General features: G+C 70.9%; 22 protein-coding genes and 1 tRNA gene. 13 read left to right on the top strand and 10 right to left on the bottom strand.

From position 1 onward, the window contains the following. Window positions 1-95: 95 nt before the first annotated feature. Window positions 96-1,235: an amidohydrolase gene (locus O2L01_RS19775; protein WP_270123743.1), complete on the top strand. Its 1,140-nt coding sequence runs from the start codon at window positions 96-98 to the stop codon at window positions 1,233-1,235. A 145-nt stretch (window positions 1,236-1,380) separates the two neighbouring features. Here the strand turns inward: O2L01_RS19775 and O2L01_RS19770 are convergent, their stop codons facing one another. Together O2L01_RS19770 and O2L01_RS19765 are read right to left on the bottom strand one after the other, a co-directional pair. Then, window positions 1,381-1,593, bottom strand: a complete 213-nt coding sequence (locus O2L01_RS19770) for a hypothetical protein (RefSeq protein ID WP_270123742.1) — start codon at window positions 1,591-1,593, stop codon at window positions 1,381-1,383. A 254-nt stretch (window positions 1,594-1,847) separates the two neighbouring features. After that, complete coding sequence (locus tag O2L01_RS19765; RefSeq protein WP_270123741.1) at window positions 1,848-2,711, bottom strand: LysR family transcriptional regulator; 864 nt, start codon at window positions 2,709-2,711, stop codon at window positions 1,848-1,850. A 74-nt stretch (window positions 2,712-2,785) separates the two neighbouring features. On the opposite strand from O2L01_RS19765, the gene O2L01_RS19760 reads away from it, so the two are divergent. The 3 genes from O2L01_RS19760 (at window position 2,786) to O2L01_RS19750 (ending at window position 6,706) form a co-directional block, all read left to right on the top strand. Next, window positions 2,786-3,304, top strand: coding sequence for a cysteine dioxygenase family protein (locus O2L01_RS19760; protein WP_270123740.1), 519 nt, complete (start codon window positions 2,786-2,788; stop codon window positions 3,302-3,304). Between the two features lie 8 nt (window positions 3,305-3,312). After that, window positions 3,313-3,750, top strand: a complete 438-nt coding sequence (locus O2L01_RS19755; protein WP_270123739.1) for a VOC family protein — start codon at window positions 3,313-3,315, stop codon at window positions 3,748-3,750. Window positions 3,751-4,036: 286 nt separating this feature from the next. Further along, window positions 4,037-6,706: an ATP-binding protein gene (locus tag O2L01_RS19750; RefSeq protein ID WP_270123738.1), complete on the top strand. Its 2,670-nt coding sequence runs from the start codon at window positions 4,037-4,039 to the stop codon at window positions 6,704-6,706. 447 nt (window positions 6,707-7,153) lie between these two features. Here the strand turns inward: O2L01_RS19750 and O2L01_RS19745 are convergent. Beyond that, a tRNA-Lys gene (locus tag O2L01_RS19745) sits at window positions 7,154-7,229 on the bottom strand. A gap of 484 nt (window positions 7,230-7,713) precedes the next feature. On the opposite strand from O2L01_RS19745, the gene O2L01_RS19740 reads away from it, so the two are divergent. Beyond that, complete coding sequence (locus tag O2L01_RS19740) at window positions 7,714-8,457, top strand: YaaA family protein (protein ID WP_270123737.1); 744 nt, start codon at window positions 7,714-7,716, stop codon at window positions 8,455-8,457. Window positions 8,458-8,756: 299 nt separating this feature from the next. Here the strand turns inward: O2L01_RS19740 and O2L01_RS19735 are convergent, their stop codons facing one another. Beyond that, entirely contained in the window at window positions 8,757-9,254 is a 498-nt protein-coding gene (locus tag O2L01_RS19735; RefSeq protein ID WP_205325795.1) for an inorganic diphosphatase, read from the bottom strand. 55 nt (window positions 9,255-9,309) lie between these two features. On the opposite strand from O2L01_RS19735, the gene dacB reads away from it, so the two are divergent. The 3 genes from dacB to O2L01_RS19720 all read left to right on the top strand — a co-directional run bounded on the left by dacB (window position 9,310) and on the right by O2L01_RS19720 (window position 12,041). After that, window positions 9,310-10,749 (top strand): D-alanyl-D-alanine carboxypeptidase/D-alanyl-D-alanine endopeptidase, encoded by a 1,440-nt coding sequence (gene dacB / locus O2L01_RS19730; RefSeq protein ID WP_270123736.1) that lies wholly within the window; start codon window positions 9,310-9,312, stop codon window positions 10,747-10,749. Window positions 10,750-10,951: 202 nt separating this feature from the next. Then, complete coding sequence (locus O2L01_RS19725; protein WP_270123735.1) at window positions 10,952-11,488, top strand: EF-hand domain-containing protein; 537 nt, start codon at window positions 10,952-10,954, stop codon at window positions 11,486-11,488. Between the two features lie 79 nt (window positions 11,489-11,567). Then, a complete protein-coding gene (locus O2L01_RS19720; RefSeq protein ID WP_270123734.1) occupies window positions 11,568-12,041 on the top strand; it encodes a cupin domain-containing protein in 474 nt (157 codons plus the stop codon). 66 nt (window positions 12,042-12,107) lie between these two features. Here the strand turns inward: O2L01_RS19720 and O2L01_RS19715 are convergent, their stop codons facing one another. Beyond that, the gene (locus O2L01_RS19715; protein WP_270123733.1) at window positions 12,108-13,928 is read right to left on the bottom strand and encodes a carbohydrate-binding module family 20 domain-containing protein; all 1,821 of its coding nucleotides are present in this window, start codon (window positions 13,926-13,928) and stop codon (window positions 12,108-12,110) included. A gap of 304 nt (window positions 13,929-14,232) precedes the next feature. Between O2L01_RS19715 and O2L01_RS19710 the strand changes: the two genes are divergently transcribed. Together O2L01_RS19710 and tilS are read left to right on the top strand one after the other, a co-directional pair. After that, complete coding sequence (locus O2L01_RS19710; RefSeq protein ID WP_270123732.1) at window positions 14,233-15,345, top strand: zinc-dependent metalloprotease; 1,113 nt, start codon at window positions 14,233-14,235, stop codon at window positions 15,343-15,345. Between the two features lie 5 nt (window positions 15,346-15,350). Further along, window positions 15,351-16,406 (top strand): tRNA lysidine(34) synthetase TilS, encoded by a 1,056-nt coding sequence (gene tilS, locus O2L01_RS19705; RefSeq protein WP_270123731.1) that lies wholly within the window; start codon window positions 15,351-15,353, stop codon window positions 16,404-16,406. 334 nt (window positions 16,407-16,740) lie between these two features. Here tilS and hpt read toward each other — a convergent pair whose 3' ends face one another. Further along, window positions 16,741-17,376 carry a hypoxanthine phosphoribosyltransferase gene (gene hpt, locus O2L01_RS19700; RefSeq protein ID WP_270123730.1) on the bottom strand — a complete coding sequence of 212 codons (636 nt, stop codon included), beginning with the start codon at window positions 17,374-17,376 and terminating at the stop codon, window positions 16,741-16,743. Between the two features lie 282 nt (window positions 17,377-17,658). Between hpt and ftsH the strand changes: the two genes are divergently transcribed. Both ftsH and folE read left to right on the top strand, forming a co-directional pair. Further along, window positions 17,659-19,638, top strand: coding sequence for an ATP-dependent zinc metalloprotease FtsH (gene ftsH / locus O2L01_RS19695; RefSeq protein ID WP_270123729.1), 1,980 nt, complete (start codon window positions 17,659-17,661; stop codon window positions 19,636-19,638). Between the two features lie 122 nt (window positions 19,639-19,760). After that, on the top strand, window positions 19,761-20,402 hold the full coding sequence (gene folE, locus O2L01_RS19690; protein WP_270123728.1) for a GTP cyclohydrolase I FolE: 642 nt from the start codon (window positions 19,761-19,763) through the stop codon (window positions 20,400-20,402). 93 nt (window positions 20,403-20,495) lie between these two features. On the opposite strand, the gene O2L01_RS19685 is transcribed toward folE, so the two are convergent. Further along, entirely contained in the window at window positions 20,496-21,170 is a 675-nt protein-coding gene (locus O2L01_RS19685; RefSeq protein WP_270123727.1) for a hypothetical protein, read from the bottom strand. Between the two features lie 154 nt (window positions 21,171-21,324). Between O2L01_RS19685 and O2L01_RS19680 the strand changes: the two genes are divergently transcribed. After that, a complete protein-coding gene (locus O2L01_RS19680; RefSeq protein WP_270123726.1) occupies window positions 21,325-21,903 on the top strand; it encodes a hypothetical protein in 579 nt (192 codons plus the stop codon). Between the two features lie 96 nt (window positions 21,904-21,999). Here O2L01_RS19680 and O2L01_RS19675 read toward each other — a convergent pair whose 3' ends face one another. The 3 genes from O2L01_RS19675 to O2L01_RS19665 all read right to left on the bottom strand — a co-directional run bounded on the left by O2L01_RS19675 (window position 22,000) and on the right by O2L01_RS19665 (window position 26,101). Then, on the bottom strand, window positions 22,000-23,148 hold the full coding sequence (locus tag O2L01_RS19675; protein WP_270123725.1) for a DNA polymerase III subunit delta': 1,149 nt from the start codon (window positions 23,146-23,148) through the stop codon (window positions 22,000-22,002). Next, complete coding sequence (tmk, locus tag O2L01_RS19670) at window positions 23,145-25,322, bottom strand: dTMP kinase (RefSeq protein WP_270123724.1); 2,178 nt, start codon at window positions 25,320-25,322, stop codon at window positions 23,145-23,147. The genes O2L01_RS19675 and tmk overlap by 4 nt, the downstream gene beginning before the upstream one ends. Window positions 25,323-25,429: 107 nt before the next feature. Continuing rightward, on the bottom strand, window positions 25,430-26,101 hold the full coding sequence (locus tag O2L01_RS19665; RefSeq protein ID WP_270123723.1) for a TetR/AcrR family transcriptional regulator: 672 nt from the start codon (window positions 26,099-26,101) through the stop codon (window positions 25,430-25,432). Window positions 26,102-26,236: the final 135 nt, after the last annotated feature.

Raw genomic sequence — 26,236 nt, 5'->3', positions numbered from 1 at the left:
CCGCGCACTAGCCGTGCGGCTAGCAGATCGGGCAGGATGAGCGGCGGGGCCACCGCCCCACCGACCACCCGACGAGCCACCTGGAAGGCGGGTCCATGTCCGAGGCAACGTTCGCTCTGCGCGGCGCACGCGTAGTCCCCATCACCTCAGCGCCGATCGACAACGGCGTCATCATCGTCGAGCACGGCCGCATCAGCGCCGTCGGCGGCGCGGACCTCCCTGTGCCCGAAGGAGTCCCGGTCGAGGACGCGACCGGGAAATGGATCGTGCCGGGCCTGATCGACGCCCACACCCACCTGGGCGTGCACGAGGTCGCCGAGGGCTGGGCCGGCAACGACACCAACGAGATGACCGACCCGAACACCGCGTACGTGCGGGCGCTGGACGGCATCAACCCCGCCGAGCCGGGCTTCGCCGAAGCGCTCCAGGGCGGGGTGCTCGCGGTGAACGTGAACCCCGGTTCGGGCAACGTGATCGGCGGCGAGACCGTCGCGATCAAGACCGTGGGCCGCTATGTGGACGAGATGGTGCTGCGGTCGCCGTCGGGCGTGAAGTCGGCGCTGGGCGAGAACCCGAAGCGGGTGTACGGGGAGCAGAAGAAGACGCCGTCGACCCGGCTCGGCACGGCGGGCGTGCTGCGGCAGGCGTTCGTGGAGGCCGAGAACTACCGGAGCGCGGACGCGCCCGACCGCGACCTGAAGCTCGAAGTGCTCGCGAAGGTCCTCGACCGCGAGATCCCGTGGCGCCAGCACTGCCACCGCGCCGACGACATCGCCACGGCGCTGCGCGTGGCCGAGGAGTTCGGGTACGACCTGGTGCTCGACCACGGGACCGAGGCGCACCTGCTGGCCGACGTGGTCGCCGAGCGGGGCATCCCGGTGATCTTCGGGCCGCTGCTGTGCTCGCGTTCCAAGGTGGAGACGGTGAACCGGTGGCCGGAGAACGCCGCGAAGCTCGCCGCCGCGGGCGTCAAGGTCGCGATCACCACCGACCATCCGGTGGTCCCGATCGAGCACCTGATCATCCAGGTGATGCTCGCGGTCAAGGCCGGCCTCGACCGCGACACCGCGCTGCGTTCGGTGACGATCAACCCGGCCCAGATCATGGGCGTGGACGACCGCCTCGGCTCGCTCGAAGCGGGCAAGGACGCGGACTTCTGCATCTGGTCGGGCGACCCGCTCGACATCTACTCCAAGGTGGAGCGGGCGTACATCGACGGTGCGCAGGTCGGCTAGCCGTACCGCCGAGGGCGGCAGCGTGAACCGGACCGGTTGAGCCCGGGGCGGCGGTGCTGTGGAGGCTGTGCCGCCGCCCCGGACGGCTGCGGGCAGAGCGCAGGGCCGGGAAGCGGACTTCCCGGCCCTGCGCCGTGCGTGTCGCTTAGGCGGCCCGGCGCACGTCGGCGCGGGTCGGGAGCGCGGCCTTGGAGGTCACCCGCAGGTCGCGGGCGATGAGGCCGCGCCGGGCGGCGGTGAAGCCGCCGGCGATCCGGCTGAGCAGCGTGGGACGGTCGTCGACGACCGGCGCGTCGGGCAGCGCCGAGCGCGCCTCGGAGCCGACGAGCTGGATGGCGAGGATGGTGTAAGCGTCCATCGGTGTTTCCTTCCGGGCGGTGATGCGAGATGCGTGCCGCGCCGGTGCGGCGGTGAGGCCCGCCCCGCGTGTGGGAACGGCCGGAATGGATCTCCGGCGCCGCGGGCGGTTCCGGGGCCTCGGGGACTACTCTGACCGGCGCTTGTCACCGGCTCATTACGCCTCAGGAAACCCTCGGACAAGTCCCGTGAACAGCAAGGTGCCGATCATGCCGCAGGTCACAGCCGTTGCGGCGCAGTGCAAGGCCGCGGGCGTCACGCGAAGCGCCGCGCCGCGTCGCGGAGCGCGCCGATGAACGCGGTGGTCGCGGGCGGGTCCGGCGGCTCGCCGTACGTGACGATGTGGATCCGGCGGACGCGGTCGATCGGCGTCACCGCGATGTCGTCCCGGCGGTGGGTCAGCAGGGCCAGACCGGGATTGGTGGTCACGCCCAGGCCTGCCGCGACGAGCGCCTGCTGGACGATGATCTCGTCGCTCGTGTACGCGATCTCGGGCGTGAAACCGGCCTTGCCGCACGCGTCGAGGAGTTCCTCGCGGCAGCGCTCGCAGCCGGCGATCCACGCGGAGTCGCGGTGGTCGAGGAGGCCCAGTCCGGGTTCGAGGCCGACCAGGAACATCGGGTCGTCGAAGAGGTGGACGCCGCGGACGTCGGAGGGGAGGTCGTCGTCGTAGCGGAACACGATGGCGGCGTCGACGTCGCCCTCGCGGAGCATCGCCAGCGCCGCGACGGGGTGGGCGTCGACGAGCCGCAGCTCGATCCCGGGATGGTCGCGTCGCATCGCGGCCGCGGCCTCGGGCACGATCGTGCTCAGCGCCGACTGGAACCCGGCGATGCGCACCCGCCCGGCGCGCAGGCCGGCCATCGCCTCGAGTTCGGCTTCGGCGGCGTCGACGCGGCCGATGATCTCGACGGCGCGCCGCGCCAGCATCTCGCCTTCCGGCGTGAGCCGGATGCCGCGGCCGACGCGCTGCACGAGCCGGGCGCCGGTCTCGGCCTCCAGGCGGGCGAGGTGGTGGCTGACGGACGGCTGCGCATAGTGGAGGTGCTTGGCGGCCTTGGTGACCGAGCCGTGCTCGGCGATCGCGGCGATGACCCGGAGCCGCACGATATCCAGCATCCATCAATGCTATCTATGGGTTTCCGTCGATGTTGACATTGGACCGATGGATCGATCTACGGGACCCTGAAGTCATGAGCACGATCATCAGCGCGGCACCCGCGCTCACCGAGACCGCCGCCGCGGTGCGCCGAGCGCTCCGCGCCGGAACCGACTGGAACGACGCCGCCCGCCTCGTCGCCGACGAGCTCCGCGGGAACCTCCCCGGCCTCGACCTCCTCACCTCCGAGCAGCGGGCCGGCGGCCCGGAGGGGGCGACCGGGCACCTGCTGCACGCCGAACCGGACGGCAGCTTCTCCGTGACGGCCGTGATCTGGCTGCCGGGCCAGGCGACGCGGATCCACGACCACATCACGTGGTGCGTCGTCGGCGTCCTGCAGGGCGTCGAGCACGAGGAGCTGTTCGACGAGCGCCTGAACCCGATCGGCACCGCCGACAACCACGTCGGCGAGGTCACCGGTTTCGCCCCGCCGGGCGATATCCACCGGATACTGAACACCGGCACCGAGAACGCGATCTCGCTGCACGTCTACGGCACGGACCTGAGCCGCGTCGGCAGCAGCGTCCGCCGCTACTACGACACCGAGAAATGAGGCTCCCCATGGGACTGCTGCGCTTGGACCACACCGGCATCGTCGTCGAGGACCTGGAGGCCGCCATCGCGTTCTTCACCGAGCTCGGCATGGAGGTGGAGGGCCGGGCGACGGTCGAAGGCGAGTGGGCCGACCGGCTCACCGCGCTCGACGGCCTCCGCTCGGACATCGCGATGCTGCGCACCCCGGACGGCAGCGGCCGCATCGAACTCTCGACGATCCTCCACCCGCGCACGACCGCCCGCGCCCCTTGGGAACCGGTGAGCACCCCGGGCATCCCCCGGGTCACCTTCGTCGTCGAAGGCCTCGACGGCGTGATCGAAGGCCTCCGCGCGCACGGCGGCAGGCTCGAAGGCGAAGTGGTGCGGTACGAGGACGCGCTCCGGTACGGCTACGTCCGCGGCCCGGCGGGCGTCATCGTCGGCCTCGTCGAATACCTCCACTGACGGCGAAACCGCCTGGCAGCCTGCCAAGGCGTGGGGAACGGCTTCACGATCACCCACTACCACGGTGACATCGCCGTCGCGCAGGAACGCCCGACACCTGCGACGGCAACGTCTTCTATATCGGCGAGCTCCGCGACGTAGGGGTTCTGACGTCCGACCCCGGCCGCGGCACACCTGCGGCCGGGCTTCGCTTGCGGCGCAAGGGACATGGCGACGTTCGCCGCGGTAGCGCCATCGGGTCCACGCGCACGTCGGTGTTCTCGCCGCGTAGACCTATCATTGCGAGATGCGCGACCGAGCGTCATCCCCCCTCGTCAACCTCCGGCCGTTCCGGTTGCGGGCACTGATGACGCAGGAGGAACTCGCCCTCAAGGCCGGCGTCGGAGTGCGCACGATCCGCGACATCGAGTCGGGACGGATACGGCCGCAATCGAAGACGGTGCGCCTGCTCGCGAAGGCGCTGGGCCTGGACGCGGACGCGGTGGCGTCCCTGACCGGCACGTCGGACCCGGGAGCGGCGCCGCAGGCCATCGCACCGGTCGCCCTCCCCTCGAGCACCAGCGCGTTCACCGGCAGAAGCGATCTCCTTGCGAGCCTTGACGAAGCGGCCGACTCGTCCACGAGCCCGCTCGTCGTCCTCACCGGCGCCGGCGGGATCGGCAAGACGATGCTCGCACTGCACTGGGGCCACCGGTCCGCCGACCGCTTCCCCGGCGGGAGGATCTACATCGACCTGCGCGGATTCGCCCCGGGCGGGACCGCGATGGAACCCGACGAAGCGGTCCGCCAGCTCCTCGGCGCCCTCGGCGTGGAGCCGCAGCGGATCCCGACCGGCGCCGATGCGCAGTTCACGCTCTACCGCACCATCATCGGCGGGGCGCGGCGGCTGCTGATCCTCGACAACGCCAGGGACGCCGCCCAAGTCCGGCCGCTCCTGCCGGACGCCTCCCAGGTCCACACGGTGGTGATCAGCCGCCGCCGCCTCGCCGGACTCGCCGTCTCCCACGGCGCCAAGGCCGTCGAGATCGGCGCGTTCGACCGCGCCGAATCGGCCGCCCTGCTCCGACGGCAGCTCGGGGCACCGCGGCTCGCCGCCGAACCCGAAGCGACGGAACGGGTGCTGACCGCCTGCGCCGGCCTGCCGCTCGCCCTCGCCATCGCCGGAGCCCGGGCCGCCATGCGCCCCGACCGGACGCTGCGCGCCGTCGCCGACGAACTGGAGACCTCCCGGCTCGACGCCCTCGCCGTCGACGACGACTCGGTCGACCTCCGCGCCGTGTTCTCCTGGTCCTACCCGTCCCTCGATCCCCACGCGGCCAAGCTGTTCCGGCTGCTCGCCCTCGTCCCCGGGCCCGACTTCAGCACCGCCGCAGCCGTCCGCCTCCACGGCGGCCCCCAGGCCGAGCGGGCACTGCGAACCCTGATCGAGTCGCACCTGATCGAGGACGCCGGCCCCGGCCGCCACCGCTTCCACGACCTGATCCGCCTCTACGCCACCGAACTCCTCGAAGCCGAAGAACCGGAGCCGGAGCGCGACAACGCCTTCGACCGGCTGCTCGACTGGTACCTCCGCGGCGCCGACGGCTGCCGCTCGGCGCTCTACCCGGCGATGATCGGCCTCCCCGCGGCCCCGGGCGACCGGTGGGAGCCGACGGGCGAGGAGGCCGCACAGTGGCTGGAAGCCGAGTGGGACAACCTCATCGCCGCCGTCGAGGCCGCCACCGAACGCGGAAGGGAGCCGTTCGCCTGGCTCATGGCCGACACCGTGCGCGGCTACGTCTGGCTGCACATGCTCGGCGGCGACGGCGTGCGCCTCAGCACCGCCGCCCTGACCGCGGCGACCAGCGCCGGCGACCCGCTCGGCCGGGCCGCCGCGGCGCTCGCGCTGGCCTGCGCGCTGATCCGCTGCGAGCGCCTCGACGACGCCATCGACCACCTGCGCGACGCGGCCGACTTCGCGCGCCGCGCCGACTGGGCCCCCGGCGCGGCTTCGGCCGAGGGCAACCTGGCGGTGGCGTGCTACTACCGGGGCCGGATGCGCGAAGGGCGGGAGCACGCTTTCGCTGCACTGCACGCGTTCCGGGCGATCGGCGAGCACCGCGCCGAATGCACGAACCTGCACTGGCTGGGCCTCTTCCACTACCTCCTGGGCGAACTCGACGCCGGCGTCGACTACCTCGAGCAGGCGCTGAAGATCGCGACCGACGCGGGCAACGATCCGGTCAGCGTGGTCCTGCTGACCCACTTGGCCGAGAACGAGATCCACCGCGGACGCCTCGGCGCGGCGTCCGCCCGCCTCGAGCAGGCGGCCGAGCTCGAACGCGCCAGTGTCAGCATCGACAGGTCGAACGACATGCCGCGGACGATCGCGCGGCTCCGGCTCGCACAAGGGCGGATCGACGAGGCCCTGGAGCTCGCGGAGCGCGCGGTGGAGGGACGGACGGACGCCGACGACCACCGCAACCGCACCGCCGGGATCGCCACACTGGCGGCGGTCCGCGAAGGCGGCGGCGACTACGGCGCGGCGATCGCCCTCTACGACCGCGTGCTCGCGATGACCGAGGTCGAAGCCACGGTGTACCACCGGGTCGAGGCCATGGTGAACCGGTCCGGAGCGCTGCTCCGCACCGGCGACGCCGCCGCCGGGGAGGCCGCGACGGTGGCGCTGCGGACGGCCGAGGAAGCCGGCTACCGGTTCCTGGAAGGCCGCGCGCTCAACGTGCTCGCCGGAGTCGACCTGGAAGCGGGACGACTCGCGGCCGCCGACGACCATGTGCGGCAGGCACTCCTGATCCACCGCGAGACCGGACACCGCCCCGGCGAAGCCGAAGCGCTCCACCTCCTCGCCCGCATCGCCCTCGCCGCAGGCGACGCGGAGTCCGCCCGCCTGCACCGGCTCGAGGCCCGGGACCTCTTCACCGAGATCGGCGCCGCCGTCCCGGCGGACCTGGCCTAGCCAGGCAGCGACGTTGCGGCGCTTGGTGTTCCAGACCGCCGCGGGACCGGCGAGCATCCCCATCAGGATGCGGTGAACTCGGCAAGGTACTCGTCATCGACCTCGGTGCAGACCGCGTCGACGTCGTGCCCCTGGTCGATGCATCCCCGGTCGGCCGCCGAGACGGCGGCGGGGCGGGGACGACTCGGCCGCCCCCGCCCCGTCCCTACGACCGAAGATCAGACGGCCTCAACACCGAGGATGCGACAGGCCCGGCTCCAACCACGCTCCAGCCAAGGTCGCATGACGGATCCCGAACATAAGACACAGAGATCTACGGACCGACGCCTCAGCGGGCGAGCCGAAGGAAGCCGCTGAAGCGGCTGCGGGAGAAGCTGGGTTCGTCGCTGTACCGGGCGGGTCTGCAACCTCGCCGGGTCTTGCGCACCCGCTCTGAGCTGGGTTTTTTGGTGGGTCCAGTGGGACTCGAACCCACAACCTACGGATTAAAAGTCCGCAGCTCTGCCAATTGAGCTATAGACCCACCGGGGAGATTACCGCATCGGGGCGATGGCGGTGCGGGTGGCGGGGGCCGGATGGCCTGCGGCACTCGGATTGTCGGTGGTGCGTGCGATAGTCGGCGGAGGCGCGGTCGTCCACAGCCTGTGGACGACGGCGGTGATGAGGCGTGGCCGAGGTTTCGGCGAATGCGGTTCGAGGGCGGACTCCACCGCCGGGCCGGTGGCGGTGGAGCCTGCGGCGAGGCGGTGTGGGCTTCGCATTCGCCGCGGGTGGACGGCGCGGCGGCAGTCGCGGAGCACCGCCGCCGCGCCTATTCGATCCGCGTCACACGCAGTCCTCGGTGGGGTCGGACCCGCTCCCGCTTGATCGAACATATGTACTATAAACCATCGCGTCAACCCCGTGCACCCCCGGTCGGGTGAATTCCCAAGGGATCTGGGGAACGCGCCCGCCGCCCGGCACGGCCCCGGCGGGACCAGGCGGACGGGCAGGTAGACTCGCCTGCTGTGCTCATATTGCTGCCGCCGTCAGAAGGAAAGGCCGGTCAAGGCGACGGTCCTCCCTTGGACCTCGGCCGACTCTCCTCTCCCGCGCTGAACCCCGTCCGCGAACTCCTCGTCGACCGCCTGGTCGAACTGTGCGCCGATGAGGAGGCCGCCGCGAAGGCGCTCAAGCTGCCCGCGAGCGGACGCCACTACGTCCAGGCCGGCCGGACGCTTCGCACCGCCCCGACCCTCGCCGCCTGGGAGCTGTACAACGGCGTCCTCTACGACCGGCTCGGGCTCGGGGACCTTCCCGACGGCGAGCAGGTCTTCATCGCCTCGCCGCTGTGGGGGCTGCTGCGGCCCTCGGATCGCGTGCCGCCCTACCGGATGCCGATGAGCACCCGCTTCGCCGGGCTCGACACGCTCGCGAAGCTGTGGCGCCCGGCCGTCGCCGAGGTGCTCGGCGCCCGTGACGAGCTCATCGTGGACCTGCGCTCGGGCACGTACGCCCAGGTGTGGGGCCCGAAGGACCGCGGCGTCACCGTGCGCGTGTTCAAAGAGGACGCCGACGGCGCCCGCAGCGTCATCACCCACATGGCCAAGGCCACCCGAGGCGAGGTCGCCCGCGCGCTCCTCGCCGGCGGCGCCCGGCCCGAATCGGCCGCCGACCTCGCCGACTTCCTCGCCGCCCAAGGGTGGAAGGTCGAGCTCAGCGAACCGGCCACCCGCTCCAAGCCCTGGCAGCTCGACATCGTGAGCGCCTGAGCTCGGGAACTACCCTCGCGTCAAGTACCGAGCGCCCCTATCGCAAGGGTGCCTCCCGGCACCTGAAGCGGAGCTGAAGCCGAACCGGAGCTACCCCCGCGTTGCGTTCGGGGCCCCCTGGCCTACATGGTGCCCGCGGGAACCTGAAGGCGAGCTGAAGCGCCGGGCGGCGCGTGCCCGGTCAATGCAGAGCGGCGGGGGGGGGGGGGCGCGGGGCGCGGGGGGGGCCCGCGCCCCGCGCCGCGGGGCCCCCCCCCACCGGGGCGCCCCCCCCCCCCGCTTCGTTCTAGTTGTCTTGTCTAGTGGTTCGAGTGGTACCCGTTGGCCTTCGCGCGCTCGAACGAGCGGCGCACCTCTTCCTCGGCCTCCGCGCGTCCGGTCCAAGTCGCGCCTTCGACGCTCTTGCCGGGTTCCAAGTCCTTGTACACCGTGAAGAAGTGCTGAATCTCCAGGCGGTCGAACTCGGGAACGTCGGCGATGTCCTTGAACCGGTCCTTGCGGGGGTCCTCGGCCGGGACGCACAGCACCTTGTCGTCCACGCCCTTCTCATCGCGCATCCGGAACATGCCGATGGCACGCGCGCGGATCACGCAACCGGGGAACGTCGGCTCCACCAGGACCAAGGCGTCGAGCGGGTCGCCGTCCTGGCCGAGCGTGTCGTCGATGAAGCCGTAGTCGGCCGGGTACACCGTCGCGGTGAACAGCGTCCGGTCCAGACGGATCCGTCCGGTCTCGTGGTCGATCTCGTACTTGTTGGCGCTCCCTTTCGGGATCTCCACGGTCACGTCGAACTCCATCGGCCGACCTCCTCCAGGCTCAAATGCAGTGCTCTTGATGGCTTAGTCTCTGTGCATGTCCCTCAGCGACAACGCCGACCCCAAGGTCGCGAGTAGTACGCCACACGCCGCGCCCGCCCCGCAGCAGGGCCGGGCGCGCCGCCGCCGGGCGCTTACGCGGGTCCTCGCGGCCCTCGCCATCGTGGTCACGGTAGCCGCCGCGGGGGGCCTGTTGTGGCAGATCTCGGCCGTCACCAGCCCTCGGACCGGGACGTTCACCGCACCTGAGGCGTATCCCCCGGCCGCGGTCGCGCCGGTCCTGGCCGGGTCGGACGCGGAAGCGCCCGTGCCGGACCTCGCGTCGGTCCTGCCGGGCCTGCTCGCTGACCCACGGCTCAACGGCAGCCTCTCGGCGTCCTTCGCCGACGCCCTGACCGGGGAAGTCCTGTTCGAGCAGGAGTCCACGACCCCGCTCGCGCCGGCCTCGTCCATGAAAGTCGTCACTGCCGTGGCCGCGTTCCAGCACCTCGGCGCCGAGTACCGGATCCCGACGACCGTGGTCGCGGGCCCGACCGAGGACAGCGTCGTGCTCGTCGCCGGCGGCGACCCGACCCTGACGGTCGACGGCGAGGGCTACTACACGCCGTACGCGGCGAGCGCGAGCCTCACCGAGCTCGCCGACCTCGTCCTCGAAGCGCGCGGCGGCACCGCCCCCAGCACCGTCTACCTCGACACGAGCGTGTTCACCGACACCGTCAACGCCACTGGTGTGACGTCGGCCGAACTGGCCACCTCGACGGCGCCGATGGCGCCGATCATGGTCGACGGCGGCCGGATGGACAACACCGAGAAGTACGCCGAGCACTACCCCGACCCGGCGATGGTCGCCGCGCAGGAGTTCGCCGACATCCTCGGAGCGGCCACGGTCGAGGAGGGCACCGCCGAAGAGGGCGCGGCCGAGCTGGCCGTGGTCCACTCGGCGCCGCTCTCGGCGCTCGTCGACGCGTTCATCCTCACCTCGGACAACCTGCTCGCGGACGCCGTCGCGCTCCAGACCGGGCTGGCGGTCGAAGGCGAGATGACCTGGGCCGCGATGTCCACCGTGCATGCGTCGACCCTCGCCGACCTCGGCGTGGACACGACCGGGCTGGTGTTCCACGACGGGTCCGGGCTCTCGCCTGACGACCGCATGACCGCGAAGGCGTTCACGCAGATGCTGCTCGGCGCGGCCGGGTCGCAGGCGTCGTCGGTGTTCGAGTCGCTGCCGGTGGCCGGGTACTCGGGCACGCTCGAAGACCGGTTCGGCAGCGCCGAGGAGGGCCAGGGCGTGGTGCGGGCCAAGACCGGGACGCTCACACAGCCGACCGGCGTCATCTCCCTGACCGGGACGCTGACCACGGCGGACGGCCGGCAGTTGATCTTCTCGCTCATCAGCAACGGCCACACGACGGGCACCGACCCGGTGGAGACGGCGATGGACGAGATCAGCGCCGCCGTTTCCCGGTGCGGCTGCTAGGCAGCGTTCGAGAACGCGGAGTTCGGGTTAGGCCTCGTTGTGTCGCAATGAAACTCGACGGCATCGGCGGCCAGAGCGCACGCCGGCGACAGGTCCGATGCCGCGCCGCGCGGAGGTTACCGGCTCGTACTCCCGCGAAGACACCCTGGCGCACCACAGACTGTTCTGTGGCAAGGAACAGCACTACCCAGGAGGAGACTTCATGAGCCAGAACGACTACCGCGCGAAGATGCGCACCCGGTTCGCCACCTTCGACATCGACGGCGACGGCGAGGTCACCGCCGCGGACTTCGAGGCGATGGCCCGCCGCGTCATCGAGGAGTTCGAGGTCCGGGAGGGGTCGCCGGAGGCATCGGCGATCCTCGAAGGGGCCCACCGGTTCTTCGTCGGGCTCGCGGAAGCCACCGACACCGACGGGTCGGGTTCGATCAGCGAGCGCGAATTCCTGGAGGGCGCCGAGCAGCGCCTGCTCGACAACCCGGAGGGGTTCGACGCGATCGCGCGCCCTTGGGTCCAGAGCGTCATCGCGATCGCCGACGTCGACCGCGACGGCCACGTGTCGGTCGAGGAATGGGCCAGGGCGCTCCAGGCGATGGGCCCGAACGAGCGGGTGGCCGAGAAGGACCTCCAGTCGGTCGACCGCGACCGCGACGGCCGGGTCACGCTCGAGGAGGCCACCGCGGCCGTGGCCGAGTACTACACCAGTGCGCGGTCCCTCGACCTGTTCGCGAACGCGTAACCGGCCAGCGGAGCAGCGGGCCCGGCAGCGCTGACGCGCCGCGACGGGCGGTCCCGAGCCGCAAGGCGAGGGACCGCCCGTGCCGACAGAGGACACACCGGGCGGCGTCGGGAACGCCGCCGTGCAGCGGGGACGCCGGTATGGTGTGGCCGTGAACGTGGTCATCATGAAGAGCGAGAACGGCGCCTATACGGGTGCGCAGGGCGGTCGGTTCTCCGCCGGGGTGTCCCGGGAGTCGGCGGGATCGCAGCGGCTGTGCCTGCACCGGGTGTTCATAGCGGCGCACACCGAGACCGTCCCCCACATGCACGACGGCCACGAGTCGGCGATCTACGTCCTCGCCGGCCGCCACCAGATCCGTTACGGCGACGAACTCCAGCACCTCGCCGACCTCGACCCCGGCGACATGGTCTACATTCCGCCCGGCATGCTCCACCAGCCCGTCGTCGGCGCCGAAGACGTCACCGCCCTCGTCGCCCGGACCGACCCCGCCGAACAGGAGTCGCTGCGCCTCCACACCCCCGGCCGGCAGCCGGCCCCCACCGGCGCCTAGGCGGGGAACGAGAAGACTGCAGGAAGGGCCCGGGCGTTCCGCCCGGGCCCTTCGCGCTGCTCGGGGTTACGCGACGTTCCAGGTCTGGGTGAGGTTCAGGCAGCCGGTGGCGGGCACCGTGGCCGTCCGGTTGCCGATCGACTCCCAGGTGTAGGAGCCCGAGGACCGGACGATCACGTACTTGTACTGGAAGGCGGTGCCGGCCGGGATGCTCACCGTGCCCTTCCAGACCGGGTACGACGTGCCCGAGAGGTGCGCCGAGCTGATCGCGGTCCAGTTGCCGAGCTGCGGGATCGAGCCGACGATGTACACCTCGTCGCCGACGTTCGTGCCGCTCACCGTGGCGTTCACGTTGACGCAGTCGTTCGTGGCGCCGCCGCCGTTGCCGCCGCCGGAGCCGTTGCCCGCGTAGATCGCCAGCGCGGTCTTCGCGGCGACCGTGGCGGTGAAGGTGCCGCCGGAGACGGTGACCGTGTTCCCGGAGATGACGTCCACGTAGGAGCCGTTCGGGAGTGACGTGGTGAAGGTCTGGGTGATGGAGGAGGTGCCGGCGTTGACGACGACGTGGCCGGTGTCGCCGCGGCCGAAGGCGAGCGCGTCGCCGGAGCCCCAGGTGTTGACGACGGCTTCGCCGGCGGTGGCGGCGCGGAAGCCGGCCATGCCGCTCATGTACGGGGAGCGGTGGATGCAGGTGAAGGCGCCGGTGCCGCAGACGGCGTCGGCGACGGTGCCGTCGGCGTTGAGGGGCGGGGCGGCGTTGTTGCCGCTGAACTCGTAGCCGGTGTAGGAGGCGGGGGTGCCGAAGGGGTAGGCGAGCATGAACGCTTCGGCGAGGAGGTAGTCCTGGCCGTACTTGTAGTTCATGGTCTGGGAGCCGCGTTCGGTGTCGTGGTTGGCGACGAAGACGCCGGCGGGCGAGGTGTAGCCCCAGCTCGTGCCCATGGTGGTGAGTTGGCGGGCTTCGGAGCCGCCGTTGATGTGGTTCTTGAGGTCGTAGGCGTAGCTGAATTCCTGGACGTCGCCGATGCCGGTGTACTCGGCTTCGGTGATGGGTTCGCCGGCGGCGCCGATGACCTCTTGGACGATGTAGGGGTCGCCGTCGACGAGGTTCATGATGGCGGCGAGGTCGGTGGCGGAGATGTGCTTGGCGGCGTCGACGCGGAAGCCGGCGACGCCGAGGCTTTCGAGGTCGTTGAGGTAGGCGGCGATGGTCTCGCGGACGTCGGTCTGGGAGGTGTCGAGGTCGTTGAGGCCGACGAGGTGGCAGGTCTGGACTTCGTTGCGGTCCTGGTAGTTGTCGATCTCGCAGTAGTTGCTGCCGGTGTTGTGGAAGTCGGAGGCGTCGTATCCGGCGTCGGGGTAGTCGAATTGCCGGTACTGGCTGCCGGCCCAGCCGGTGCGGGTCTCGGTGGCGGAGCCGGCGGCCATGTGGTTGATGACGACGTCGGCGATGACGCCGATGCCGTTGGCGTTGCAGGTGGCGATCATGTCCTGGTATTCGGCGCGGGTGCCGAGGCGGGACTCGATCTTGTAGCTGACGGGCTGGTAGTGGATGTACCAGGCGTTCTCTTCGCCGGGGGTGGCGTCGTCGCCGCGGATGTGCTCGTTGGGCGGGGAGGTCTGGACGTAGGTGTAGCCGGAGTTCGCGAGGGGGCCTTCGCATTCGGCGGCGATGGAGTTCCAGTTCCATTCGAACATGTTGAGGATGGAGTCGCCGCCGGTGAGGGCGGCGGCGGGTGCCGCGTCGAGGAGAGTGGAGTCGGGCGGGGTGGTGCCGAGGGGGTCGTTGTCGGCTCGGGCGGTGGGGACGACCGCGGTGGCGACGAGCGCCGCGAGGGCGGCGCCGCCGATCGCCGGCAGTGCGCGGCGGCGGAGATGGTGAGGCATCGTTGCTCCCTTTGCAATTCCTGCCCGCAAGACTGCAAGATGTTGCGGACTCGAGAAGAACGTAGCATCGCCGGTCCGACAATTTCAAGATGTTCGATATTTGAATCGATGCGGTCACGCAGCGTAGCAGGCGTCGCGGGCGAATCCCCGCAAACCGATCCGGGCGCCCGAAGGGCCTCCTCCACGCCCGGCAACGCGGCAAACGGCCGCGTCCGCCGGAACACGGCAGGTCCGAATCGCGGCGATACACGCCCACTTGCGCGGGAGAGTGGCGCGGCAACTGCGCTATGGATAGGCTTGGCCGATGGCGCCGCCCGCAGGAAACCCGATGCTGCCGTCCGTCGACTGGCAGACCGCCGCCTCCTGCTCCCGGGCCTTCAGCCGCGGCGGCCCCCGCATGAGCCCCGAAGGCGCCCTCGACGTCGTCGCCGACCTCCACCGCCACGCCCGCAGAGCGCTCGACCTGGTCACCGACTACACCGGACTCGTGCCCGCCTCGACCGTCTCCGTCGACGTCGTCGACCGCATCCGCTGGAGCCAGGTCAACATCGCCGGATTCCGCCGCCTCCTCAACGAGCTCGGCGCCGAGGACGCCGGCCGGGACGCCCCCGTCTCCGCCGCCGCCAAGCTCACCGGCGTCCAGACCGGCGCCGTGCTCGCGTTCCTCTCCTCACGCGTGCTCGGCCAGTTCGAGACCTTCTCGACCGACACCGGGCGGCTCCTCTTCGTCGCCCCCAACATCGTCGAGGTCGAACGCCGCCTGCGCCTGCCCTCGCGCGAGTTCCGCCTCTGGATCGCCGTCCACGAGGCCGCCCACCTCACCCAGTTCACCGCCGTCCCATGGATGCGCGAGCACTTCCACCGGCTCATCCACGCGTTCTTCGACGCCGCCGAGCCCGAACGGTCCACCGCCACCGGCCTCGCCCGCGCCGTGCGCCGCGCCCTCGCCAACGCCCGCGACGAGGAGCAGGGCCGCGAACCGGAGGTCCCGGGCACGGACGTCATGTCCGCGGTCACCAGTCCTGAACAGCGCGAAGCGATCTCGCAGATCCAGGCGCTCATGACCCTCCTGGAGGGCCACGCCGAATCCGTCATGGACGGCGTCGGCCGCACCGCCATCAACCACGTCGCGCTCCTGCGCCGCCGCTTCGACCGCCGCCGCGCCAACCCGACCACGCTGCAGCGGTTCCTCCGCCAGCTCCTCGGCCTCGACGCGAAGATGCGGCAGTACGCCGCCGGGCGCCGCTTCGTCGACCAGGTCGTCACCGAGCACGGCGTCGCCGGGTTCAACCGCGTCTGGGAACGCCCCGAGCACCTGCCCACCGAAGCCGAGATCGACCACCCGGAGCGGTGGATCGCGCGCGTCCTGCACGGTCAAGGGCTTGCGCCGCAGCGGCTCGGCGCCGGACACGGCTGACCGGCATGGCGAAACTGCCGCCTTCGGTGGCGCGCCTGCGCGTCGCCGTCCGCGACGCTCTTGCCGACCTTCCCGCCGGATCGCTCGTGCTCGCGGCCTGCTCCGGCGGGCCCGACTCGCTGGCGCTGGCCGACACGCTCGCGTTCTGCGCCCCGCGGAGGGGACTGCGCGCCGGACTCGTGACCGTCGACCACGGGCTGCAGGCCGGATCGAGCGAACGCGCGGCGGAGGTCGCCGCGTGGGCCCGCACGGTCGGCCTCGACCCGGCCGAAGCGGTCGCGGTCGAGGTCGGCGACACGGGCGGGCCCGAAGCGGCGGCCCGGACGGCCCGGTATGCGGCGCTGAACGACGCCGCACGGCGGCACGGCGCCAGCGCGATCCTGTTGGGGCACACCAGGGACGACCAGGCCGAGACGGCCCTGCTCGCGCTCGCGCGCGGCGGCGGGCCGCGCGGCATCGCCGGGATGCGGCCGGTGCGCGGGGTGTACCGGCGGCCGCTGCTCGGCACCGCACGGTCGGACACGCACGCGGCGTGCGCCGAGCGCGGGCTCAAGCCTTGGACCGACCCGCACAACACCGACCCGAGGTTCCTGCGGTCGGCGCTGCGCCCGGCGATGGACGTCCTGGTAGCGACCCTCGGGGACGATGTGGTCGCGAACCTCGCGCAGACGGCGGCGCTGGTCGGAGCCGACACGGACTACCTGGATGCGGTAGCGCGGGAGGCGTTGGAGGCGTGCCGGATCGGCGGCGAGGAGAAAGGTGACGCCGGCGAAGCCGGTGCGGGTGAGAGCCCGACCGATGCGAACGGACTGGACGCGAAGCGGGTCGCGGCGCTGGCCGGGCCGGTGCGGCAACGGGTCCTGCGGGCGTGGGTGCTCGAAGCCGGGGTCGACGGCGCGGCGCTGAACCGCCGGCATCTCGAGGCAGTGGACGCCCTCGCGGCGGACTGGCGCGGCCAGGGCCCGACGTTCCTCCCGGGAGGAATCGAGATCCGGCGAAACGGAGGCCGCCTGACCGCGGCGCCCGGCGCGCCGGGGTGGCCGGATCCCGGGCAGCACTGAGCTCCAGGCGCCCGCGTTTTCAGCGCCCCCGGGCAAAACCCTGACCGACGGGTACGACATTCAGGGCATCGAACAAGACACGCGATCCGCTCGCGTCGCCGGCCGGATCCCGGGCATCACGGAGCCTCAGGCGCCCGCGTTCTCGGCGCCCCCGGGCAAAACCCTGACTCACGGGTACGACAATCCACGGGCGCAGCGGAGGCGTTCCGCTTGTAGCGAAATAAATAAGGAGCAGCGGCGCCTGGTTCGGCGGCCGGGGTTCTCGGGAAAGTAAGGACGGCCCGTGCTTTTGCGCGGGCCGTCGGGGACGGGGTCGAGGTGTCGTGCCTCGTCGTTACTTCTGGTAGACCGCCGGGTTGAGCACGCCGATGAAGGGGAGCTCGCGGTAGCGCTCGGCGTAGTCGAGGCCGTAGCCGACGACGAACTCGTTGGGGATGTCGAAACCCAGGTACTTCACGGGGATGTCGACCCGCTGCACGCCCGGCTTGCGGAGCATGGAGACCACCGAGACCGAGGCCGGGTGGAGGCCCTCCAGGTACTTCAGCAGCCAGTCGAGGGTGAGACCGGAGTCGATGATGTCCTCGACCACGAGGATGTGCTTCCCGGCGACATCCGAGTCGATGTCCTTGAGGATGCGCACGGTGCCCGAGGAGGTCGTGGAGCTCCCGTACGAGGACAGCGCCATGAACTCCATCTTCACCGGCACGCTCAGCGCCCGCGCGAAGTCGGCCATGAACATGACCGCGCCCTTGAACACGCCCACGAGCAGCAGCTCGTCGCCGTCCGCGAGCACACCGTCCGCGTAGTCGGCCGAGACGAGGGCGCCGAGTTCGGCGACCTTGGCTCGGATCTCGTCTTCGGTGATGATGGTGCGCTCGATCTCCTCGGCGTACCACGAATCAGGATCGAACACCGCGTCCCGCGCCGCAGCGGACGGGACGGAAGGTGGGCTGGCTAGCTCCGACGTCATGTAACAAGGGTGCCACCCGATCGGCCGCGGCGCTGGCTTGGGTGGGCGAACTCAACCCGCCCGTGGTACTAATTACGGTCTATCAGCGGGCGGGGTAAGGGCGGTATCCGTCGCGAAGGGCCAGGGGTGCTGACGCTGCGGGTCGTCGAACCTCCGCACCGTGTACGTTCGAGTTGTCTTCGCCCTGCAGCCCAGGAAACCCTGTGGGGCCGCGGTGAAGCGTGCGAGCCGTGACGGAGACAGCAACGCTCTCGAGAACGCGAATTACGCAGGAGGAAACGAGTGGTCGACGCCGGGAGACCCACACCTGAGCGGAAGCGGTTCTTCCGCAGGCCGCTCGTCTGGATCGTGCTCATCGCCCTCATCGCGGTCCTGATCGGCAGCTTCTGGTCCGGCGGCTCCGACTACGACGAGGCCACCACCTCCGAAGTCCTCAAGGACATCAACGACGGGAACGTCAAGGAGGCCAACCTCCTCGACAAGGAGCAGTTGGTCCAGCTCACCAAGTCCAACGGCGACCAGGTCGAGGCCTATCTCCCCGCGGGGATGATGGAGACCGTCGCCACCGAGCTCGAGGACGCGGGCGTCAAGTTCGACACCGAGGTCAACGAGACCTCCGTGTTCGTGTCATTCCTGCTGAGCCTCCTCCCGATCGTGCTCATCGTCCTGCTGCTGCTGTTCTTCATGTCGCAGATGCAGGGCGGCGGCTCGCGGGTCCTCAACTTCGGCAAGTCCAAGGCCAAGATGGTGTCCAAGGACACCCCGAAGACCACGTTCGACGACGTGGCCGGCGCGGACGAGGCCGTCGAGGAGCTCCGCGAGATCAAGGACTTCCTCGAGGACCCGAAGAAGTACCAGGAGCTCGGCGCGAAGATCCCCAAGGGCGTCCTCCTGTTCGGCCCTCCCGGCACCGGCAAGACCCTCCTCGCGCGCGCCGTCGCCGGCGAGGCCGGGGTCCCGTTCTACTCGATCTCCGGCTCGGACTTCGTGGAGATGTTCGTCGGCGTCGGCGCCAGCCGTGTCCGTGACCTGTTCACCCAGGCCAAGGAGAACGCGCCCGCGATCGTGTTCGTCGACGAGATCGACGCCGTCGGCCGCCACCGCGGCGCCGGCATGGGCGGCGGCCACGACGAGCGCGAGCAGACCCTCAACCAGCTCCTCGTCGAGATGGACGGCTTCGACACGCGCGGCGGCGTCATCCTCATCGCCGCGACGAACCGCCCCGACATCCTCGACCCGGCGCTGCTGCGCCCGGGCCGCTTCGACCGCCAGATCCCCGTCGACGCCCCCGACAAGGAAGGGCGCCAGGCGATCCTGTCGGTCCACGCGAAGGGCAAGCCGTTCGTCCCGAACGTCGAGTTCGAGACCATCGCGCGCCGCACGCCGGGCTTCTCCGGCGCCGACCTCGAGAACGTCATCAACGAGGCCGCGCTCCTGACCGCCCGCCACAACGAGAAGGCGATCTCGTCCGATGCCCTCGAAGAGGCCATCGACCGCGTCATCGCCGGACCGGAGCGCAAGGGCCGCGTCATGGGCGACGCCGAGAAGAAGATGACGGCCTACCACGAGGCCGGGCACGCGCTCGTCGCCCACGCCCTGCCGCACGCCGCGCCCGTCCACAAGCTCACGATCCTGCCGCGCGGCCGCTCCCTCGGCCACACGCTCGTGCTGCCGACCGAGGACAAGTACACGCAGACGCGCTCCGAGATGATCGACACGCTCGCGTACGCGCTCGGCGGCCGCGCCGCCGAGGAGCTGGTCTACCACGACCCGACCACCGGCGCCTCGAACGACATCGAGAAGGCCACCAAGGTCGCCCGCGCGATGGTCACCGAGTACGGCATGTCCGCCAAGCTCGGCGCCATCAAGTACGGCTCCAGCGGCTCCGAGCCGTTCCTCGGCCGCGAGTACGGCCACCAGAAGGACTACTCCGACGACGTCGCCGCCACGGTCGACTCCGAGATCCGGGCGCTCATCGAGATCGCCCACGACGAGGCGTACGCGATCGTCACCGAGTACCGGGACGTGCTCGACCAGATGGTCGTCGAGCTGCTCGAGAAGGAGACGCTCAACCAGGAGGACCTCGAGCGGATCGCGACCCGCGTGGTCAAGCGCCCGCCGATGTCCCCGTTCAACGGCACCGCCTCCCGCAAGCTAGGCGAGCCGCCCGTCTCGACCCCGAACGGCTCCAAGCCCGCCGAGGGCCCGGACGAGGGCATCGAGGTCGGCCCGTCCACCGAGGGCCAGACGCCGCAGCCGTAACCTGCGTAACACTGTTCACGGGCCTCCTGACCTGGTCGGGAGGCCCGTTTTCACGTCCACGGGAGGGTCACGTGGTGGTGAAGGCCACTGGGGATGTCCGGGGAAAGTCGTAAGCTTGTGCGATGGCTGAACTCGACAACCTGGCCGCGCGCCTCATCGACGGCCGCATCAACGGCAGCCCCGTCGAAGACGCGGTGGACCTGGGGCGGATCGAAGCCGCCGTCAGGGAGATCCTGACGGCGATCGGAGAGGACCCCGACCGCCCCGGCCTCCAGGAGACCCCGCGCCGCGTCGCCCGCGCCTACGCCGAACTCTTCGCCGGGCTGCGCGTCGACCCCGCCGAAGTCCTCAAGACCTCGTTCGACGAGAACCACAACGAACTCATCCTCGTGCGCGATATCGACGTCCAGTCGTTCTGCGAGCACCACCTGCTGCCGTTCACCGGCGTCGCCCACGTCGGCTACATCCCCGGCCCCGCCGGGAAGATCGTCGGCCTCTCGAAGCTCGCCCGGCTCGTCGAGGTGTACGCGAAGCGCCCGCAGGTGCAGGAGCGGTTCACGAGCCAGATCGCCGACCAGCTCTACACCTCGCTCGAGGCGACCGGCGTCATCGTCGTCGTCGAATGCGAGCACACCTGCATGTCCATGCGGGGCATCAGGAAGCAGGGCTCCAAGACCGTCACGTCGGCGGTGCGCGGCAGCATGCAGTCGGACGCGCGCACCCGCGCCGAGGCCATGTCGCTGCTGCGCGGCACCACCAACTGATCGGACACGCGAAGAGGCCGGATGCGGTGCATCCGGCCTTCGCTATGAGGGCGAGCGAGCCTAGGGGTGTCCAGGCATCGGAACGCTCGGTTGTTAGATGACCTGACCGGTCTGCGACTGGAACGAGTCGCCCTCCGGCACGGCCTCGGTGTAGGCGGTGTCGAGGAAGCCGTCGCCGTCGTCGTCGCTCAGCACGGTGTCGGCGGTGCCGTCGGCGTCCGAGTCCACGGAGATCTCGTCCACGAGGCCGTCGGCGTTGTAGTCGGTGATCACGGTGTCGGCGTAGCCGTCCGCGTTGGAGTCGGTGGCGACCGAGTCGACGTAGCCGTCGGCGTTGGTGTCCATCGAGACCTGGTCGGTGAGGCCGTCGCCGTCGGTGTCGGACTCGTAGGTGTCCAGCATGCCGTCGCCGTCGGTGTCCGAGGCGTAGGACTCGACCGAGCCGTCGCCGTCCGCGTCGACCATCAGGTCGTCCGAGATGCCGTCGCCGTCGTAGTCGGTCGCGATGGCCTCGGCGTCGCCGTCGCCGTCCGAGTCGATCAGGGTGACGCCGTCGGAGGAGATGGTGGAGTCCTCGTAGCCGTCGCCGTCAACGTCGAAGCTCTCGGTGACCGTGGAGACGGGGCTGCTGTCGTAGTCCTCTTCGAGGGCCGCGTCGTCGTAGGACTCGGTGTCCGAGGCGTAGTCCTCTTCAGCCATGGCGTCCTGCTCGGAGGTGTAGTCCTCTTCGACGGTCTCTTCCACGGCGGCTTCGTCGTACTCGCTCATCGCTCTTCCATCCTTAGTTGAGAAGTGTTCCGTGCTTGATGAGAAGAACTCTACGATCCCCGCGAGGGCCGTGAATCCCCAGAGTGTGCCAACCCCCTATGCTTTCTTCCGGTCACCCTGGTAACCGCTCGTCACAGGAAGTCTGGAGTTCCCTTTGGGCCTGTCCAGCAATGCTTTCGACGTTCCCGAGCCGCCTCCGGCGCTGGTCCCGGTGCGCGCGACGCGCGCGTTCGACCTGCACTCCTCGCGGGTGGTCGCGGGCGCGGCCGGCTGCGGCTGGCAGTTCGACCTGCGCGCGGACGACCCGCTCACGCGGGACGGGATGCTGCTGGTGCCCTTGATATCCGAAGCGGACTACTACCGGGCGGTGGACGGCGACGGCGACGCGTACGCGAGCCTCGTGCCCGCCGAGGACGTGTGGGTGCAGAAGCCCGAACCGGGGACCGGCTCGCCGCGGCCGGGCTACCTGATCGAACGGCTCTCCGACCCGGACGCGCCGCCGATCCGCCGGCCCTACCCGGCGTCGGACGTGCCGGGCCTCATCGGGCGGCGGGTCTGGTACTGGTCGGACGGGGTGTTCCGCGACGACTTCCGCTGCGTCTCAGAGGCGTTCGAGATCGACGGGGACTTCTGCGTGCGCGTCGTCGAGGAACGCGCCTGGTACCGCTGGCAGCGCACGGGCACGGTCCCGAAAGCAAAGGACGCGTTCATCCAGCACTTGTGGACGCAGTGACACCTGCGGTCCACGGGGTCGGGTGTGTCGCCACCGCGGGCCCCCGACACAAGGGTGGCATCGGGGTACGACACTGCCGTTCGGCCGACTGCGCCGCTAGCTCTGCCAGAGCCTCGTCATCATCGCCTCGACCGCGATGCGGGGGCGGACGTTCGCTTCGATCGCCTTGCGGCACTCCAGGATCGCGTCGATGCGGCGCAGCAGGGACTCGGCGCTGAGCTTCGCGGCCGCCGCCCTCGTCGTGTCCGCCATGTCGATGTGGATCGGGTCCACGCGGGCGCCGAAGCCGGCGGCGAGCGCGTCGCGGTAGAACGCCGCCAGATCCACCAGGGCCCGGTCGAGGGAGTCGCGCTGCGCCCGTGTGTCGCGGGTCTTCTGGCGCTTCTCCAGCTCCTTCAGGGCCGCCGCCGAGCCGCGCGCGGCCTTCGACGCGCCCTTCCCGGTGCCGCCCTTGCCGAGCGCGGTCTCGAGCGCTTCCTTCTCCGCCGCGGACTGGTCCGTGTACACGCCCGAAGCCTCGGCCTCGGCGGCCTCGATCAGTTCGACCGCGGCGGTGAAGCACGCGCCGAGGCCGGTGAGGCGGCGCGGGATCTGCAGCACGTCATGGCGTTTCGCGCGCGCCTCGGCGTCCGTGGCGAGCCGCCGCGCCCGGCCCACATGGCCCTGCGCCGCGGCCGCGTACAGTTCCGCTTCGCGCCGGTCCAGGCCGTCGCGGTTCACGAGCAGGTCCGCGATCGCGCCGGCGGGCGGCTGGCGCAGCCCCAGGACGCGGCAGCGGGAGCGGATCGTCACCGAGATCTCGGCCGGGTTCGTCGACGGCGCGCACAGCAGGAACACGGTGCGCTCCGGCGGCTCCTCGACCGCTTTCAGCAGCGCGTTCGCGGCCGCCTCGGTCAAGCGGTCGGCGTCTTCGACGATGAGGATCTGCCACCGCCCCGACGTGGGCGCGCGGCTCGCCTCGAGGATGAGGCGGCGCACCTGGTCGACGCCGAGCGTCAGACCCTCGGGGATCACGCGGGTGACGTCGGAGTGGGTGCCGCCGAGGACCGTGCGGCACGTGTGGCACTCCCCGCAGCCGCCCTCGGGGCACTGCAGGGCCGCGGCGAAGGCCACGGCCGCGGTGGAGCGGCCGGAGCCGGGCGGGCCCGTGAAGAGCCACGCGTGGGTCATGCCGACACCGCGTGCGGCATCGGCGAGGACCCGCTGGGCGTCGTCCTGCCCCACGAGCTCGTCGAATACGCTCACGGCCGGCCGGCCTCCTCGGCCACGGTGTCCCAGCCGTAGTCCTTCGTGGATTCGACGGCGGGGGCGTCGCCGCCCTTGTCCCCCTTGTCGCCGCCCTTGTCGCCCTTGCTGGTGTCGAGGCCGGGCCAGCCGGTCTCGGTGCGGGTGGTCTGGGTGCGGATGTCGAGGCGCTCGGCGACGGCCTCGCGCACGCGGGCGGCGATGTCGTCGGGGGTGCCGCCGGCCTCGATCACGAGGTAGCGGGCGGGTTCGGCGGCGGCGAGCTGGAGGAACGTCTCGCGGACCTTCTCGTGGTAGTCGAGCTGCTCCTGCTCGAGGCGGTCGCCGGTGCCGCCGGCCTTCGCGCGGTGGAGGCCGTGCTCGGGCTCGACGTCGAGGAGGACCGTGAGGTCGGGCTTGAGACCGCCTGTGGCCCAAGCGGACACCCACGCGATCTCGTCCTTGCCGAGCGCCCGGCCGGAGCCCTGGTAGGCGATCGAGGAGTCGATGTAGCGGTCCGAGACGACGACGGCGCCCCGTTCGAGGGCGGGCCGGATGACCTTGTCCACGTGCTGCGCGCGGTCCGCGGCGAAGAGCAGGGCCTCGGCGCGCGGCGCCGGCGCGGACTCCCCTCCGGAGTCGAGGACGAGCGAGCGGATGCGCATGCCGATGTCCGTGGCGCCCGGTTCGCGGGTGAGGACGGCCTCGTAGCCGCGGAGCTTGAGCCACGCGGCGAGCTTCACGGCCTGCGTGGACTTCCCGGCGCCCTCGCCGCCTTCGAAGACGACGAAGAAGCCGGTGCCCGCGACGGGGTCGACCGCGGAGAGCGGGCGGCCGCGCAGCGAGGACCAGAGGTCGGCGAAGACGGGCACGCCCGGCTTGTCGTCCATGGAGCGGAACGCGGTGACGCCCAGCCAGACGACGAGCGCGGCGGCCACGAAGAGCAGGATGCGGCTCATCGAGATCTGGATCTCGGTGAAGCCCAGGTCGAGATGGCGGGCGGCCTGCCAGCCGGCGAGGGGCGCGGCCACGGTCATCGAGAGCATGAGGATGACGCGCGCCGAGACGGCGATGAACGCGAACATGCGGCCGCGGATCTCGTCCTCGGTCTCGCGCTGCAGGAGCGTGATCCCGGCGAGGAACGCCATGCCCGCGCCGAGTCCGATCACGACGGAGCCGAGGAGCGAGAACACGATGTGCGGGGCGACGGCGTCGAGCGCGAGGCCCGCGCCCGCGAGGACGATGCTCATGCCGAACCAGCGCAGGCGCGAGAGTTCGCCGACGAGCTTGGGGCCGAAGGCGATACCGGAGCCGAGGCCGAGGAAGAGGAACACGGCGAGGGTGTAGAACGCGGCCTCGCCCGCGTCGAGGGTGGTGGCGTAGACCGTGCCGACGCCGATGAGGATGCCCGCGCCGCTGAACGCGCCGAGCATCCCCACGATGAGGCCCCGCACGCGCTCGGAGGTGCGCAGGTAGGACCAGCCCTCGACGAAGTCGCTCCAGACGCTGGAGGTCTTGGCGGCGACCTCGCCGTAGCGGCCCGAGATCTGCGGGATGAAGAAGTAGACGGTGACGGCGAGGATCGCGAACATCGCGGCCGTCAGGTAGAGGGCGATGACCATCGGCTCGGCCCAGGTGCCCAGGTTCGACCAGACCGCGGAGCCGCGTTCGAGGACCGCGAGGACGGCGAACGCGAGGGGCGGGGCGAGGCCGTACGTCGTGGCGAGGCTGAGCTGGTTCGCGGCCTCGTACTTCTCCGGTGGCAGGAGGTTCGGGACCGCCGCCTCCTTCGCGGGCGACCAGATGAGGACCGCGGCCTCGATGCAGAGCTGGGCGATGGCGAGCCAGAAGACGGTGACGGCCGTGTTGTTCGTGATGAGGTAGACCGTGGGGACGGACGCGATGAGGAGGAAGCGGGCGGTGTCGCAGGCGGCCATGGTCTTGCGCCGGTCGAACCGGTCGGCGAACACGCCCGCGACCGGGCCGAGCACGAGGGACGGCAGGAGCCGGAGCACGATCGTGGCCGAGAACGCCGCGCCCTTGGCCGCGGGGTCGTCGAACAGGGACTGCGCGAAACCGGCGGTGGCGAAGATGGCCAGCCAGTCGCCGAAGGAGGCCAGACCGAGGACGGTCCAGAGGCGTCTGAACGGGCGGATCCGCAGCACCGTCTGGATGTCGCCAAGGGTGTTCGCCATGCTGCTCCTCGAAAGTCAGAGACCGCACCGGGTCGACTATTGAGACTAGTCGGCCCGGTGCGGTCCCATGCCCCGGCGCGGTCGTTTGAGTGGCCTGGGACCCCCGTCTACGGCAGGCGGCGCGCGAGGTAGTCGCAGACGACGTCGCCGGCTTCGGCGATCGACGCGGAGCAGCCCTCGGGGTCGCGCCGGAAGGCCAGGCGGACCAGGGCCTGCCCGGTCTCGACGGCCACGGTGACCGTCTTGTTGAGCTCGTCGTCGCCGCCGATGCCGAAGCGCTGGGCGAGTCCGGCGAGGATCTGGTCGGCGATCACGTCGCCGCCGGTGGTGACGGCGTCGGCCCGGCCCGGGTCGATCGCGTCGGCCAGGTGGAGGACGCGGAAACCGGGCGCGGTGCGGTACATCTGCACGTACTCGTCGATGGCGGCCTCGACCCCGCCGCGCCAGTCGGCGGGCGGTTCGGCGTCGAAGCGGGCGGCGAGGCGCTCGAAGTACAGATCGATGTAGCGCTGGCTCAGGGCTTCGGCGAGCGAGCGCTTGTCCCCGAAGAACTGGTAGACCGAGCCGATGGCGACGTCGGCGCGCTGGGCGATGGCGGTGGTCGAGAGCCGGTCGTAGCCGACCTCTTCGATCAAGTCCGCGGCCGCGTCCAGCATGCGGCGCACACGCGCGGCCGAACGCTCCTGGACGGGCAGGCGCCGCAGCGAGTGCGTCGCACCGAACTTGGACACCGGTGACATCGTGGGCTGCCTCGCGGCCGGCACGGTAGCAGTGCTCATGGTGTTGTCTCCCCCCTGTGATGACAAGTATCCCCATCATGGACGACTTGCCCGGATTTGAGGCTCATTCCGGGTCGTGTCGCGAGGGAAATTCCAACTTCACGCCGAACGGGCGGATCCGGCGTTCCGGAGCGT

The organism is Glycomyces lechevalierae, assembly GCF_027622945.1.
Lineage (GTDB): Bacteria > Actinomycetota > Actinomycetes > Mycobacteriales > Micromonosporaceae > Glycomyces > Glycomyces rutgersensis.
This window is presented reverse-complemented; position numbering and strand designations above follow the sequence as displayed.

Coding starts and splice junctions, on each gene's coding strand:
- O2L01_RS19775 (WP_270123743.1), top strand. CDS start 96: ATGTCCGAGGCAACGTTCGCTCTGCGCGGCGCACGCGTAGTCCCCATC.
- O2L01_RS19770 (WP_270123742.1), bottom strand. CDS start 1,593: ATGGACGCTTACACCATCCTCGCCATCCAGCTCGTCGGCTCCGAGGCG.
- O2L01_RS19765 (WP_270123741.1), bottom strand. CDS start 2,711: ATGCTGGATATCGTGCGGCTCCGGGTCATCGCCGCGATCGCCGAGCAC.
- O2L01_RS19760 (WP_270123740.1), top strand. CDS start 2,786: ATGAGCACGATCATCAGCGCGGCACCCGCGCTCACCGAGACCGCCGCC.
- O2L01_RS19755 (WP_270123739.1), top strand. CDS start 3,313: ATGGGACTGCTGCGCTTGGACCACACCGGCATCGTCGTCGAGGACCTG.
- O2L01_RS19750 (WP_270123738.1), top strand. CDS start 4,037: ATGCGCGACCGAGCGTCATCCCCCCTCGTCAACCTCCGGCCGTTCCGG.
- O2L01_RS19735 (WP_205325795.1), bottom strand. CDS start 9,254: ATGGAGTTCGACGTGACCGTGGAGATCCCGAAAGGGAGCGCCAACAAG.
- dacB (WP_270123736.1), top strand. CDS start 9,310: ATGTCCCTCAGCGACAACGCCGACCCCAAGGTCGCGAGTAGTACGCCA.
- O2L01_RS19725 (WP_270123735.1), top strand. CDS start 10,952: ATGAGCCAGAACGACTACCGCGCGAAGATGCGCACCCGGTTCGCCACC.
- O2L01_RS19715 (WP_270123733.1), bottom strand. CDS start 13,928: ATGCCTCACCATCTCCGCCGCCGCGCACTGCCGGCGATCGGCGGCGCC.
- O2L01_RS19710 (WP_270123732.1), top strand. CDS start 14,233: ATGGCGCCGCCCGCAGGAAACCCGATGCTGCCGTCCGTCGACTGGCAG.
- tilS (WP_270123731.1), top strand. CDS start 15,351: ATGGCGAAACTGCCGCCTTCGGTGGCGCGCCTGCGCGTCGCCGTCCGC.
- hpt (WP_270123730.1), bottom strand. CDS start 17,376: ATGACGTCGGAGCTAGCCAGCCCACCTTCCGTCCCGTCCGCTGCGGCG.
- folE (WP_270123728.1), top strand. CDS start 19,761: ATGGCTGAACTCGACAACCTGGCCGCGCGCCTCATCGACGGCCGCATC.
- O2L01_RS19685 (WP_270123727.1), bottom strand. CDS start 21,170: ATGAGCGAGTACGACGAAGCCGCCGTGGAAGAGACCGTCGAAGAGGAC.
- tmk (WP_270123724.1), bottom strand. CDS start 25,322: ATGGCGAACACCCTTGGCGACATCCAGACGGTGCTGCGGATCCGCCCG.
- O2L01_RS19665 (WP_270123723.1), bottom strand. CDS start 26,101: ATGAGCACTGCTACCGTGCCGGCCGCGAGGCAGCCCACGATGTCACCG.